The sequence below is a fragment of the Streptomyces sp. NPDC006551 genome (assembly GCF_040611675.1).
Lineage (GTDB): Bacteria > Actinomycetota > Actinomycetes > Streptomycetales > Streptomycetaceae > Streptomyces.
Genome location: NZ_JBEXOT010000002.1, coordinates 215,273 through 229,012 on the forward strand (window position 1 = coordinate 215,273; position 13,740 = coordinate 229,012).

A 13,740-nucleotide genomic window follows, 5' to 3' on the forward strand; every position below is an offset into this window, starting at 1 on the left:
CGGTGTGGACCAGAAGTCGATATGCCGGACGTTCGTGGCCGTCCGAGTTCTTTCGGGGGATTTGTATCGCCGGGCCCGGGTGCCGAGCGGCGCGGATAGCGGAGGCGAGCCACTTGACGTCCTTTAGGCGGTACGGCATGATCATGCCGATCTCCGGCCTTTCTCTCCGTTTTGCACCTTCTGTGTGACGAGAGAGTCGGTCACGGGGATGGGCGGGAGGGGGAGGGGGAGATGTGTCCGACACATCGGCGCGGGGAAATTCATCGCAAGATCGTTGTGTCGAGGACGAAAGACTGGCGGCGGAATTGCTGGCTTGTGAGTCCGAGTTGCTCGACGCCTATCGGAGCAGGCTCATCGAGCAGCGAAATCCGCTCGGTATGAGTGCCGATGCCTGGGATTCCTGCCGCGACCAGGCCCGCGCAGTCCTCTCCGAATGCCGTGACGCGCTGGTGAACGGCGCTGGGACGCCGCGCGATCAGCGTCCCGCACTGCACACCGGTCCTCCGGGCGGAGTCCGGATCGCCCAGGGCTCCGTGCCGGTCCACGCCGTGCGCGCGGGGTCCTTGCTCGTCCAGGTCGTGGCCGAGTTCCTGGGACGATCCGTCCCACCTCGGCCGTACGGCTCCCTGAGCCCGATGAGGCTGGTGGTGATGGTTCAGGAGGCTGTCACCCGCTGCCTGGAGGACGGCGCGAACGCGGACGACCAGCGCCTGCTCGATGTCGTACGGGACTCCACCAGACAGAGCCGCGACGCGATGGCACGGGAGATCCACGACCGCATCGGCAGCGCGGCCGGCCTCGCCCTGCGCCGGCTGGAGCTCTACGAACTCACCCGGAACGTCTCGTCGGCGACGGACCCCCGGCTGCACGGCCTGAAGCAGGCGATCCTGGAGACGATGCACTGCACCCGGGGCATCGTGACCGAACTGCGCACCCGTACGCACTCCGTCGGTTCGCTGAGAGTGGCGCTGTCCGCCTTCGTCGCCGCCATGGCGGTCGACAGACCCGTGGTGGAGATCCGGATCGAGGACGTGGACGACCCTCTGCCGGACACCATCGGCGACGAACTCTTCCTCGTCCTGCGCGAATGTCTGCGCAACGCCCTGGCGCACGCCCGCGCCTCCCGCGTGACCCTCGACGTGTGGAGCGAGGCACGACGATTACAGGCGTCCGTCAGCGATGACGGAGTCGGTCTCCCTCAGGAGCGCACGGTCGGCAACGGCATCGCCTCCATGACGGAACGGATCCGGTCGCTGGGCGGCCGGTTGGAGATCAAGAGCGCACCCGGGGGCGGCACGACCATCGAGCTCTCGGTGCCCATGCGGGAGGAGTGGCATGCGGACGGATGACGGGCGGAGACCCTGGAGACCGGGCGAGCCGATTCGTATCATCGCGGTCGACGACCACTCGCTGTTGCGCGGCGCCCTCTGCCAGCTTCTCGACGCGGAGGACGACCTGCGCGTCGTGGCGGAGGCCGACACGTCCCGAGGGCTCGGTGAACTGGTGGAGAGCACCGGAGCACACGTCGTCCTGCTCGACGTGGAGATGCCCGATCACCACGCGCCCGCTGTGGTCAGTGAACTGACCGCGCGCTTCCCGGGGCTGCGTGTGCTGATGCTGTCGATGCACGACGACCGCCCGCTCGTGGACGAACTGCTCGCCCGCGGAGCCCATGGCTATCTGCACAAGAGCGCCCCTCGCGCCTCGTTGCTGTGCGCCCTGCGCGGCGCCATGGCGCACAACCCGCAGGTCATGATCGCCCTTCCGTGCAGCACGGCTCCGGAGAGCGCCTTCCGCGGCGCCGGGCAGTCCCTCTCGCCTCGCGAACGGGAGGTCCTCGCTCATGTCGCCGGTGCGCTGAGCAACCGCCGGATCGCCGGCGAACTGGGCATCACCGAGGCGACGGTGAAGCGACACCTCCGGAACATCTTCGAGAAGCTCGGCGCCGCCTCCCGTATCGAGGCCGTCAACATGGCCGTGAGGGCACGGCTCATCGAGCCGGCCGGGAAGGGTGCGTACCCTCCGCTGATCACCGAGACGGCGTTCCGCCCGCGTGGTGTGACGGAACTCGGCCGGGAAGCGCGCCGCCGCACGGCCCCATGACCGGCCGCACCCTCGCGAGGGACTCGTACGCCTTTCGGAGTATGCCCGATGCTCCCTGCAGGGCATGGTGCCGCCCCGGTCTCCGGATTACATTCGCCGCCATGCCTCGAGTGACGCCCTGCGAGACGCACCAGCACGGCAACGGGACTCCCGGCGCGCGGTCCGGATCTTCTTCCCGGCGCGCGCCCTGGTGACCCGCCCGGGGCATTGACCCATCGCCGAGACGCCGCCGGCCGCCGCCGGCCGGACGCACCGGCTCTTCATGGACGCACGATACGCGGCGCGACCCGCCGCCTTCGCGAACCCCGGGGCCGAACGGCCACCACCGGGACCCGACATGAACAGCACGCGAGCCCGAGGGGTGAACGGGAACATGACCGGCACGGGGGAACCTCTGCGCATCCAGCTCTTGGGACCGATACGTGCCTGGCGGCACGGTGAGGAGGTGGTGCTGGGCTCGCCCAAACAGCGTGCGGTCCTGAGCCTGCTCGCCAGCCGGGCGGGTGAGGTGGTGAGCGGGGAGACCATCACTCGTGCCCTCTGGGGCAGCGACACCCCGCAGACGGCGGTCAACGGCGTCCACACCTATGTGGCCCGGCTGCGCCGAGCGCTGGAGCCCGGGCGCGGCACCAGAGCGGCCAGTACGCTCCTCTCCTCCGAGCCCGGGGGCTACTGTCTGCGCGTGGACCCGGCGGAGGTGGACGCCGCGCTCTTCGTCGAGCGGCACGGCCACGCGCGCAGGTCACGCGACGGCGGCAGCGCGGAAACGACACTGCGGCTGTACGAGGACGCTCTGGCACTGTGGCGGGGTGAGGCGTACTCCGGGATCCCGGGGCCCTTCGCCGCCATGGAAGGTGTCCGCCTGCGGGACCTGAGACTGACCGCGGTCGAGGAGTGGGCCGCCGTCATGCTGGAGGCCGGCCGGTACGCCGAAGCGGTCGACGCGCTCTCGCGCGCCGTGGCGGAGGAACCGCTGCGCGAGAAGCTCCGCTGGCTGCTGATGCTGGCGCTCTACCACGCGGGCCGCCAGGCCCACGCCCTCGCCGTGTACACCGAGACCCGACGACTGTTGCGCCGGGAACTGGGCATCGAGCCGGGGACCGATCTCCAGGACCTCCACCGGCGGATCCTCGCCGGGCAGCGCGAGTTGCGGCCCATCGGCGGGCACATGGCCCCCCGACCCCGGCAGGGCCCCGGCTCAGGCGTCCCCAAGCCGGCTCAACTCCCCTCGACAGCATGGGGGTTCACCGGACGCGACCGGGAGCTGAGACAGCTGGAGGGCCTCCTGGCCGACGCGTCCGCACAGCGGAGCACCCCGGTGATCGTGGCCCATGGCCCCGCCGGCGTCGGCAAGACGGCCCTCGTGCTGGAACTGGCGTACCGGCTCGCGCCGCGCTTCCCCGACGGTCAGCTCTATGTGGACCTCTGTGGCAACGGGCTGCGCGGCAGGCCGCTGAGCGCCTCCGACGCGCTGCTGCACCTGCTCACCAGCCTCGGAGCCGACAGCGCGCGGATACCCCGGGACGTGGCGGGCCGCGCCACGCTCTACCGCAGCCTGATGTACGGCAAACGGATGCTGGTGGTGCTCGACGACGCCCTGAGCGCGGATCAGCTCAGGCCCTTGATCCCGCGCGGCGCGTCGTGCGTCGTGGCGACGAGCCGTCAGCGGTTCAGCGGACTGGCCGCACGGGACGGGGCACGTACGGTCACCGTCGAACCGCTCGCCGACGAGGAGGCGGCACACCTGCTCACCACCCTGTGCGGAGGACGGCTCGCGGGGGACGAGAAGGCCGCGAGGCGGCTTGCGGCGCTGTGCGGTGGACTGCCGCTGGCGTTACGCATCACCGCGGAGGGGATCACGGCGAACCCCGGTGTCCCGCTGCCAACGCTCGTGGAGCGGTTCGCGGCGGAGAGCGGCCGACTCGACCGCCTCACCGTGGAGGACGATGCCCTGGCCAGCCTCCGCGACGCGTTCGAGACCTCGTACCAGTCGCTGTCCGCCGAAGCGGCGAGGATGTTCCGCCTGCTGGGGCTGTGCAAGGACGAGCCGATCACGGTCTCCGCCGCGGCGGCGCTGGCGGACACGGACCGCGACACCGCCCGCCGGCTGCTCGAAATGCTGGTCGCCGGCCATCTCCTGGAGGAGCACGGGCACCGGTACCGCCTCCACGACCTCCTGGGGATCTACGCGGCCGAGTGCGCGAAGCGGGAACCGATGCTGAACCGGAGGGCGGCTCTGGCGCGGCTGGCCGAAGCGAGTCCGGGCGCTCCGCACGTGGAGGCGGCGGTCGAGGACCGGGGCGAGGCCCTCGCGGTCGCGCCGGCGTGACACCGCGGCGATCCGGCCCTGGGCCCGCCGAGCGCTCTCACCGCGCGGTGAGGGCGCTGTCCTCGGGCCCCGTCGGCATCGCGCGCAGCCTGCCGACGGGGGACAGGAAGATCGGGACCAGCATCGCGGCCGAGACCAGGCCCGCGATCCACAGCGCGCCGTGGAGACCCACCATCACCGCGAGCAGGCCGCCGACCGGTCCGCCCAGCGCACCTCCGCCGTACAACAGCATCCGCATCGCGGCCGTCATCCGGCCCATCAGGTGCTGCGGAGTGATGGTCTGCCGCAGACTCACGATGAGGACGTTGGAGACGCTGCTGCCGAAGTACTCCAGGAAGAACGAGGCCACGAACAGGCCCAGGAGCAGCCAGCGCGGACCGCCCGCCACGGGAATCAGCAGAGGGCCCAGGAAGATGATCGAGACCGACACCCGATAGGCGGTGCCCACGGACAGCCGGCGCACCACCATGCCGGAGACCAGCGCGCCCAGCAGACCTCCCACCGCGGCCGCTCCCATGACGAAGCCGACCGCCGCGGCGGACAGTTCCTTGTCGCGCACGGCGTACAGCAGGAACAGCGTCTGCACCAAGGTGAGGAGGAAGTTGCAGGAGCAGCCGACCAGTCCCATCGCACGCAGCCAGCGGTTGCCGAACACCCAGCGCAGGCCCTCGGCGAGTTCGGCGCGCAGCCGGCGTTCGGCCCGGGGCGCCTCCGGGGCGGGTTCCGGCTTCCTGATGAGGATCAGCGACAGCACCGACAGGGCGTACGAGAAGGCGTTGGCGGTCATGGCGAAGGGCGCCGAGAAGGCGCTCACCAGCGTGCCGGCCAGTCCCGGACCGGCGATGTCCGCCGACGACAGCGTGGCGTTGAGCTTGGTGTTGGCCTCCAGCAGGCTGCGCCGGTCCTTCACGAGCACCGGAACGTACGACATCCAGCTGACGTCGAAGAGGACCGACGCCACACCGATTCCGAGCGCCAGGGCGTACAGCAAGGGGAGCGTCAGCAGGTCGAAGTGGTGGAGGAGGGGCACCAGGCCGATCAGCACCATCCGGACCAGGTTGGCGCCCAGCATCACCGGCCGCTTGCGCATCCGGTCCACCCATACGCCGAAGAGCAGGGCGAGCCCGAGAAAGGGAACCAGTTGGGCGAAGCGCAGCAGGCCCAGCTCCTCGGCCCCCACCTGGAAGACCAGTACCGCCGTGAGAGGCAGCGCGAGATGGGTGATCTGGGTGCCGTACAGGGAGAGTGCCTCGCCCGCCCAGAACACCATGAAGTCCCTGTTGCGCCAGAGCGACCGAGGGGGGCCCGCCGCCTCGGCCTCGGCGGCCGGTGCGGTGGGCGTTCCGTGCTCCGTCATGCGGGAGTCGCCTCTCGTAGGGCTTGGTCGACGATGGCGCTGATGGCGCTCAGCCCCGGACCGTGCCACACCGAGTGGTGGTCACCGGGCGCGGTGTGTTCGGTGAGACGGCTGACATAGGGACTCCAGTCCAGCAGCCTCTCCGTCGACTCCGTGGCCTTGATCAGGATCGCGGAGCCCTGGTGCACCGCGTCCAGCCGGTGCTCTCGCATGGCCCGGACGTGCGTGCGGAACAGGGCGTAGCGCTCCAGCAGGAACTCCGCGTCGAACTCCTCGGGTACGGCCCCGTCGCGCTCCACCGCGGCGAAGATCTCGGCGGGTTCCGCCTCCGGCCCCATGCCGGCCAGCGCCTTGTCGACGGCCGGCGCGCGGTTCCGGGTCACGCCGAGGAAGTCGTACAGGAAGTAGCGGGCCAGTTGGTCCTCGGGCGGCACCGCCTGCGTACCGGGCAGCGCCGCGTCGACGATGACGAGCAGGGGCACCTCCTCTCCCGCGGCGGCCAGCAGCCGCGCCATCTCGTAGGCGACGACCCCGCCGAGCGACCAGCCGAGCAGCTGGTAGGGGCCGTGCGGGCGGGCCGCTCTGAGCGAGGCCGTGTGCAGCTCGGCCAGCTCCTGGATCGACGTGGCGGGCTCGGAGACGCCGTCGAAGCCGGGCGCCTCGAACCCGAACACGGGCCGCCCCGCCGGGAGTCGGTGGGCCATCGGTGAATAGCAGTACGGCGATCCGGAGACCGGATGGACGCAGTGCAGCGGGAGCAGGTCGCCCCCCGCGCGGAGGGGGACGAGACTGTCGACGGAGGGTTCGATCACGGTGCCGGTGCTCCCTTCGGGGCCGGTGCGGGCTGCGCGAGCCGCTGGTCGATGACGGAGGCGATGTCGCTGACGGTGCTCCCGCCGTACAGGAGACGGACGTTCACCCTGATGCCGAAGTGCTTGTTCAGCCGGGTGACGGCCCGCATCGCCTGCAGGGAGTTGCCGCCGACCGCGAAGAAGCCGCTGTCCGCGCCGATCCTGGGCACTCCGAGCACGGCCGCGAAGATCTCGGCCACTTTCCGCTCGGTCGCCGTGGCCGGTGCGACCTGGCTCCCCCGGGGCTCGCGGATGTCGTCGGGCGGTGCCGGCAGTGCCTTGCGGTCGACCTTGCCGTTGGGCGTCAGCGGCAGCTCCTCCAGGACGACGACGGTGCTCGGCACCATGAAACCGGGGAGTGACCGGGCAGCGTGCTCGCCGAGCGCCCCCGGCTCCACGGTCCGGCCCGCCTCGGCGACGACGTAGGCGACCAGCCGCCGGTCGCCCGTCCCGTCGGGGTGCGCGGTGACGACCGACTCACGGACGGTGTCGTGGGAGCGCAGTACGGCCTCGATCTCGCCGAGTTCGATCCGCAAGCCGTGCAGTTTGACCTGGAAGTCGGCCCTGCCCAGCAACTCGATCAGCCCGTCGGGACCGTAGCGGGCCACATCGCCCGTCCGGTAGAGCCGCTCGCCCGACACCTCGCCGCAGGACCACTCGAAGAACCGCTCCGCGGTCTGTTCCGGCCGGCCGAGATACTCCCGGGCGAGCCCGATCCCCGCCAGATGGAGCTCGCCGGGAACACCCGGCGGCACAGGCCGGCGGAACTCGTCGAGGATGTAGGTGCGCTGGTTCGCCATGGGGCGCCCGTACGGGATGCTCGTCCAGCGGGAGTCGGTCTTCACGACTTCGTAGAGGGTGGAGTGGATGGACGACTCGGTGGCCCCGCCGAGGGCGACGAAGCGCAGGGCGGGGGCGATCGCCCGTGCCCGGTCGGGGAGCGACACGGGGATCCAGTCGCCGCCGAGCAGGGCCAGACGCAGGTCGCCGAGCGGCTGCGCACCGGTGCTGTCCAGGTGGTCCACGACCATGTCGAGCAGGGCGGGAGCCGAGTTCCAGACGGTGACCCGGTGGGCGGCCAGCAGCTCCGCCCAGTGCTCGGGGTCCTTGGCCCGCTCCGGCTCCGGCAGGACCACCGTGCCGCCCGCGGCCGTCAGCCCGAGGAACTCGTACACGGACATGTCGAAGCTGGGCGACGACAGCGCGAGGACCCGGTCGCCGGCGTCCACCCCGAAGCGGGTGTTGAGGTCCGCGATGTTGTTCATCACCCCGCGGTGGCGCAGGGCGATCGGCTTGGGCGCGCCGGTGGAACCCGAGGTGTGGATGATGTACGCGAGATCGTCCGGTGTGGCGCCGCCCGCCGGCTTGTGCGCCGGGCGCTCGGAGAGGAGCGCCTCGTCCCGGTCGAGGAGCACCACCGGAGTGCCCGGCCCGATGTCCGGGAGGCTCGCGGCCGGGCCGTTCCGGCTGACCACCACCGCGCAGTCGGTGCCGGTCACCATCGTGGCGAGACGCCGGCGCGGGTAGGCGGGGTCGAGCGGCACATACGCGCCGCCCGCCTTGAGCACCCCGAGGATGGCGATCAACAGCTCGGCGGACCGGTCCAGGCAGATGCCGACCCGCCGGTCGGGGCCGACGCCCAGGTCCCGCAGATGGTGGGCGAGACGGTTCGCCGCCTCGTCGACCTCGCGGTACGTCCGCGTCCCGCCACCGCCCACCAGGGCGACGGCGTCGGGCGACGCGACGGCACGGGCCTCGAACGCGGTGTGCAGGCACATGTCGTGCGGAAGGTCCGCCTCGGTGTCGTTCCACTCGACGAGCATTCGGTGCAGCTCGTCCTCCGGAAGCAGGCGCAGCCGAGACACCGGCTTGTCCGGGTCGGCGAGCCCGTCCTCCAGCAGCGTGCGGTAGCCGGCGAGAAGACGCGACACGGTGGCCCGGTCGAAGAGTTCGGGGGCGTACCGCAGCTCCGCGGTCGGCAGGCCCTCGTCGTCCTCGCCCGGCGGACGCAGCACCAGCTCGAACTCGTCCGGCCGCGTCGTCCCCGCGACCGGCCCCCGCCCGGCGACCGTGTCGTCGGAGCGGGCCAGCTCGGCCAGGGTCGCCGTGCCGGTGACGGTCCGGTTCAGCCGGACGGCACCCGACGCGGGAGTCCGTACGACGAAGCCGAACGCGGACTGTCCGGTCCAGCGGTGGAGCAGCGCGGTGAACCCGGCCAGCAGCATCTCTTCCGTGGCGGTCCCGGCCGAGGGGCCGAGCCGGACCCGGACGCCGGCGGTACGTTCCGGAGTGGTTCCGGGCCTTCGTGGCCGGTCGGCCGGCAGCAGCGCGGGCGGCGCCGGTACGGGCGGCCTCAGGGGGGCGGTGTTCCGGCTCAAGACCTCTCTCCCGGCTCGCGGTCGGAGACTTCGGCGGTGCCGATGGCAGCGCCGAAGGGCAGGGGGTGGGTGCGGCACAGGGCGGCCACCTCGGCCGCGACGCGCTCGCGGACCTCGGGATCGGTGCGGAACTCGGTGTCGCCGAGCACGGTGGTGGCGGCGAGCACCTCGTGGAGCAGACCGGCGCAGAGCCGCATCTCGTCGGGGCCCATGCCCCGTTGCGCCGGCACGTTCGTGCCCAGGCGCAGACCGCCGGCGACGAGAGGGGGCTTGGTGTCCTTGGGGATGCGGTTGCGGTTGGTGAGGATTCCGCAGTCCTCCAGGGCGCGCTCGGCGACCACACCGGTGATGCCGCGGTCGAGCATGTCAAGGAGCACCATGTGGTTCTCGGTGCCGCCGGTGAGGACCCGGTGACCGAGCCCGGCCAGGGCGTCGGCGAGTGCCGTGGCATCGTCGACGACCAGCCGCATGGTCGCCTTGAACGCCGGTTCCGCCACCAGCTTGAGCGCGTGGGCCTTGGCGGCGATCGACGCCGGGTTCGGCGTTCCCTGCGACTGGGGGAAGACCGCGCGCTGCATCAGCCGGGCGAGCGGCGTGCCGCGGCCGTCCGGGCCGGGCGTCCGGTGCTCCTGGCCGATGAGGATCAGCCCCCCGCGCGGCCCGCCCAGCTGCTTGTACGTACTGGTGGTCGTGATGTGGGCCAGATCGATGGGGCTGGGGTGTTCCCCCGCGGCCACCAGACCGGCGATGTGCGAGATGTCGGCCACCAGATAGGCCCCGACCGAGTCCGCGATCGCCCGGAACCGGGCGAAGTCCAGCGTCCGCGGATAGGCGCTGGCCCCCGCGATGAGCACCTTGGGGCGATGGGCCCGGGCCAGCTCGGCCACCTGGTCGTAGTCGATGAACCCCTCGTCGTCGAGGCCGTAGTGGACCGCCTGGTAGTGGCGCCCGGTCACGGAGGCGGCGGATCCATGGGTGAGATGGCCGCCGGAGTCCAGGTCGAGGGCGAGCAGGACGCCGCCCGGGGGCAGCAGCGCGGCCAGTACGGCCTGGTTGGCCGAGGAGCAGGAATGCGGCTGCACATTGGCGTAACGGGCGCCGAAGGCCTGTCTGGCCCGGTCGACGGCCAGCCGCTCCGCCGCGTCGAACCGCGCCGCGCCGGGGTGGTAGCGGGCCCCCGGATAGCCCTCGGCCGTCACGTTCGACAGGGCGGCGCCGCCGGCCGCCAGGACCGCCGGGTTCGCGACGCTGGCGGACGCCACCATGGCCAGGGTGCAGGCCTGCTCCTCCACCTCACGGTCGAGGACCCGGGCCAGTTCGGGATCGGTCCGGCTCAGCAGCGTCGCTCCCCGGTGCAGGAGCAGGGCCTGCGCGGAGTCGAAGCCGGAGCCTGAGGCCGAGTCGAAGCTGGGGTCGGAGGTGGTGCCGGAGCGGGACCCGGAGCGGGGGCCGTTCGGCCCGGGGTGCTGGGACGGGATGGGTACCCGTGGGGCCTCAAGCACGGTTGCCCGACGCCTCCTTGGACGCCGTCAGCGCGTCGATGGCCGTCGCGACCGTGGCGACCGTGGCACCGCCGTACAGCAGACGGACATTGACCTTGACGCCGAAGTGCTTGTTGAGCCGGCTCACCACCCGCATCGCCTGGAGCGAATTGCCGCCCAGCTCGAAGAAGTTGCCGTCGGCGCTGATGTGCGGCACGGACAGGACCGCACCGAAGACCTCGGCCACCTTCTCCTCGGTCGCGGTCACCGGGGCGACGAAGCTCGCCGTCCCGTCACCCGAACCGGACACGGGGGCGGGGAGCTTGGCGCGGTCGATCTTGCGCGCCGCGGTCAGCGGGAACTCCGACAGCTCCACCCAGGCCGTCGGCACCATGTACTCGGGCATCGTGCGGCCCAGATGCTCACGGAGTTCGGCCACGGTCGGCGAGGTGTCGCCCAGAACGGTGTAGTACGCGACGAGCTGCTTCTCCCCGTAGTCCTCGCGCAGCAGCACCAGGGCCATGCGCACCTTCGGGTGGGTCAGCAGTCCCGACTCGATCTCACCGAGCTCGATCCGCAGCCCGCGCAGCTTCACCTGGTTGTCGAGCCGCCCGATGAAGTCGATCTGCAGATCGCGGGTCCAGCGCACCAGGTCCCCGGTGCGGTAGACCCGACCCTCGCCCAGGAACGGGTCGGGGACGAACTTCTCGTCCGTCAGCTCCGGCAGGTTGAGATAGCCGCGGGCCAGACCCTCGTCACCGCCGATCAGCAACTCGCCCGGGACGCCGACGGGCACCAGGTTGAACTGCTTGTCCACGATGTAGTGCAGGCGGCTGAACTCGGGCCTGCCGATGGGCGGCGAGGACAGCCATTCCTTGTGCTCGCACAGGTACTCGGTGGTCGCCACCGACGCCTCGGTCGGGCCGTAGAGGTTCAGGAACATGCGCCCCGGCAGGTTCCACTTGTTGACCAGCTCGGCCGGCAGCGCCTCCGCGCCGCCCATGATGTACTTCAGATCCGGGTACGGCCCCGCCTCCACCACGGACAGGATCGCGGGGGACAGACCGGCGTAGGTCACCCGCTGGCCGCGGATCAGGGCGCCGAGGGCCTCGGGCGACGAGGCGTCCTCCGGCGCCACCAGCACCATGGCCGATCCGCTGATCAGCCCGGCGAAGATCTCGCCCTGGGACATGTCGAAGGTCAGCGCCGGCAGCTGCAGGAGCCGGTCCTCGCTGGTCCACTCGCCGAAGCTGCGCCGATACGCCTCGATGAACATGCGCAGGCCCCGCTGCTCGATCATCACGCCCTTGGGGCGCCCGGTCGACCCCGAGGTGTAGAGGACGTAGACCAGGGACTCCGGCCGCGCCCACTCCTCCAGCGGTTCGTCGTCCGGCTGCTCCTCGATGAGCTCCCAGTCGGCGTCGATGCGGACGCTCTCCCAGCCGCACGATTCCGGCAGGTCGCCCTCCGCGGCGGCCCGGGTGATGACCAGCGGGCTCTTGGTGTCCCGCAGCATGTGGTCCAGACGGGCGTTGGGGTGCGAGGGGTCGATGATCGTGTAGGCGGCGCCGGACACCATGACCCCCAGGATCGCCACCAGGGCGTCCAGATCACGGTCCATCGCGATGGCCACGACCTCTTCCTGCCGGACCCCCCGGGAGCGGATGTACCGGGCGAGCTTGCCGGCCCGGCGCATCAGCTCGCCGTACGTCATCTCCACGCCCCGGCAGACCGCCGCGACCAGCTCCGGGTTGTCCCGGGCGATCCGCGCGATCGTCGCGTGCACCGGCTCCGTCGGGTAGTCGAAGTCCTCCCCGCGGCCCACCTCGAGCAGCTCGCGGCGCTCCTCCTCGGACAGCAGCGGCAGCGCGGAGACCGGGGTGTCCGGGGCGTCCGCCGCGGCGGCGAGCACGTTCCGGAAGTGTCCGACCATGGCCTCGACGCGCCAGCGGTCGTACAGGTCGGTCGCGAACTCGACGATCAGACGGAGCCGTTCGGCCCCCTCCACGAAGCTGAAGGAGAGGTCGAACCGCGAGCGGGAGGTGGCCAGCGTGATCGACTCGGACGTCAGCCCCGCCAGCTCCAGCGCGTCTCCGGTGCTCGACTCGCCGAGCAGCTGGCAGGCGATCTGGAACAGCGGGTTGCGCCCGGCGTCGCGTGTCGTCTGCACCCGGTCCACGACGTGGTCGAACGGCACGTCCTGGTTGTCGTACATGTCGAGGTTCGCGTCGGCGATGCGCTCGAGGAGTTCGGTGAAGGTGACCCCGCCGGACAGGTCGCAACGCAGCACGGTCATGTTGATGAACAGACCGACGACGTCTTCGAGGTCGGGGTCGGTGCGGCCGAGCATGGGGACCCCGAGCGCGATGTCGTCCTGGCCGCTGTAGCGGCTCAGTACGACGTTGAGCGCCGCGGCGACCACCATGTAGAGGGACGCGCCCTGCTCATGGGCGAGGGTGCGGGCCTTCGCGAGCAGGTCGGCCGGGAAGTCGACCACGAAGGTCTCGCCGTTCTGCGTGGGCTCCGCCGGCCGGAGCCGGTCGGCGGGCAGTTCGAGCGCCTCGAGGCCGGCCAGGCGCTCCTCCCAGAACTTCAGTTCCTCCTCCCAGACGCCGTCGGCCCGCTGCTTGCGCTGCCGCTTGATGTGGTCGGCGTAGCCGACGGTCAGTTCAGGCAGCGAGGGTGTCCGGCCGGCGGCCAGATCCGTGTAGCCCTGGGAGATCTCACGACTGATCACACCGCCGGACCAGCCGTCGGTGACGATGTGGTGGAAGCTCAGACTGAGCACGTGGTCGTCCGGGGCCATCCGGAACAGCTGGAACCGGAAGATCGGCCCCGCGGCCAGGTCGAAGGGGGTGTCAGCCTCGGTCTGCAGCGCCTGGTGCAGCGCGCTCTCGGCGTCCTCGGGCGACAGGCCGGAGAGGTCCCGGACGGGCAGCGGCCGGTCCTCCGCCGGTGACACGACCTGATAGGGGACGCCGTCCGCCGAGTGGAAGGTCACCCGCAGCTGCTCGTGGCGCTTCGCCAGGAGGTTGAGCGCGCCTTCCAGGGCGGGTGTGTCGAGCGGGCCGCGCAGGCGGTAGGCCACGGGGACGTTGTAGGTGGTCTCACCGGGACTCATCTGGTCCAGGAACCACAACTGTTCCTGCCCGAAGGACAGTTGGATGCGCGAATCGGCGGTGTGCATGCTCATCGTCACAGGACTCCATTCGGCTGTTCAGGTGGGTGCCCAGGGGGCGCG

General features: G+C 71.3%; 8 protein-coding genes. 3 read left to right on the forward strand and 5 right to left on the reverse strand.

What is annotated here, in order from left to right; genetic code table 11:
- The first annotated feature begins 377 nt into the window (after nucleotides 1–377).
- From ABZY12_RS03565 to ABZY12_RS03575, 3 genes are all read left to right on the forward strand, one after another.
- Nucleotides 378–1,349 carry an ATP-binding protein gene (locus tag ABZY12_RS03565; RefSeq protein ID WP_356886670.1) on the forward strand — a complete coding sequence of 324 codons (972 nt, stop codon included), beginning with the start codon at nucleotides 378–380 and terminating at the stop codon, nucleotides 1,347–1,349.
- Nucleotides 1,336–2,103 (forward strand): response regulator transcription factor, encoded by a 768-nt coding sequence (locus ABZY12_RS03570; RefSeq protein ID WP_356886672.1) that lies wholly within the window; start codon nucleotides 1,336–1,338, stop codon nucleotides 2,101–2,103. Before ABZY12_RS03565 ends, ABZY12_RS03570 begins: the two co-directional genes overlap by 14 nt.
- Nucleotides 2,104–2,440: 337 nt before the next feature.
- Nucleotides 2,441–4,432, forward strand: coding sequence for a BTAD domain-containing putative transcriptional regulator (locus ABZY12_RS03575; RefSeq protein WP_356886674.1), 1,992 nt, complete (start codon nucleotides 2,441–2,443; stop codon nucleotides 4,430–4,432).
- A 37-nt stretch (nucleotides 4,433–4,469) separates the two neighbouring features.
- Here ABZY12_RS03575 and ABZY12_RS03580 read toward each other — a convergent pair whose 3' ends face one another.
- The 5 genes from ABZY12_RS03580 to ABZY12_RS03600 are packed head-to-tail and all read right to left on the reverse strand — an operon-like array spanning nucleotide 4,470 to nucleotide 13,692.
- Entirely contained in the window at nucleotides 4,470–5,789 is a 1,320-nt protein-coding gene (locus tag ABZY12_RS03580; RefSeq protein ID WP_356886676.1) for an MFS transporter, read from the reverse strand.
- Nucleotides 5,786–6,601: an alpha/beta fold hydrolase gene (locus ABZY12_RS03585; protein ID WP_356886678.1), complete on the reverse strand. Its 816-nt coding sequence runs from the start codon at nucleotides 6,599–6,601 to the stop codon at nucleotides 5,786–5,788. The genes ABZY12_RS03580 and ABZY12_RS03585 overlap by 4 nt, the downstream gene beginning before the upstream one ends.
- Nucleotides 6,598–9,018 (reverse strand): amino acid adenylation domain-containing protein, encoded by a 2,421-nt coding sequence (locus ABZY12_RS03590; RefSeq protein WP_356886680.1) that lies wholly within the window; start codon nucleotides 9,016–9,018, stop codon nucleotides 6,598–6,600. Before ABZY12_RS03590 ends, ABZY12_RS03585 begins: the two co-directional genes overlap by 4 nt.
- The gene (locus tag ABZY12_RS03595) at nucleotides 9,015–10,520 is read right to left on the reverse strand and encodes a serine hydroxymethyltransferase (RefSeq protein WP_356886682.1); all 1,506 of its coding nucleotides are present in this window, start codon (nucleotides 10,518–10,520) and stop codon (nucleotides 9,015–9,017) included. Before ABZY12_RS03595 ends, ABZY12_RS03590 begins: the two co-directional genes overlap by 4 nt.
- The gene (locus tag ABZY12_RS03600; RefSeq protein WP_356886684.1) at nucleotides 10,513–13,692 is read right to left on the reverse strand and encodes an amino acid adenylation domain-containing protein; all 3,180 of its coding nucleotides are present in this window, start codon (nucleotides 13,690–13,692) and stop codon (nucleotides 10,513–10,515) included. The genes ABZY12_RS03595 and ABZY12_RS03600 overlap by 8 nt, the downstream gene beginning before the upstream one ends.
- Between the last annotated feature and the right edge of the window lie 48 nt (nucleotides 13,693–13,740).

Excerpts from the sequence above, each read along its gene's own strand:
- ABZY12_RS03565 (WP_356886670.1), top strand. The coding sequence starts at position 378 with ATGAGTGCCGATGCCTGGGATTCCTGCCGCGACCAGGCCCGCGCAGTC.
- ABZY12_RS03570 (WP_356886672.1), top strand. The coding sequence starts at position 1,336 with ATGCGGACGGATGACGGGCGGAGACCCTGGAGACCGGGCGAGCCGATT.
- ABZY12_RS03575 (WP_356886674.1), top strand. The coding sequence starts at position 2,441 with ATGAACAGCACGCGAGCCCGAGGGGTGAACGGGAACATGACCGGCACG.
- ABZY12_RS03580 (WP_356886676.1), bottom strand. The coding sequence starts at position 5,789 with ATGACGGAGCACGGAACGCCCACCGCACCGGCCGCCGAGGCCGAGGCG.
- ABZY12_RS03600 (WP_356886684.1), bottom strand. The coding sequence starts at position 13,692 with ATGAGCATGCACACCGCCGATTCGCGCATCCAACTGTCCTTCGGGCAG.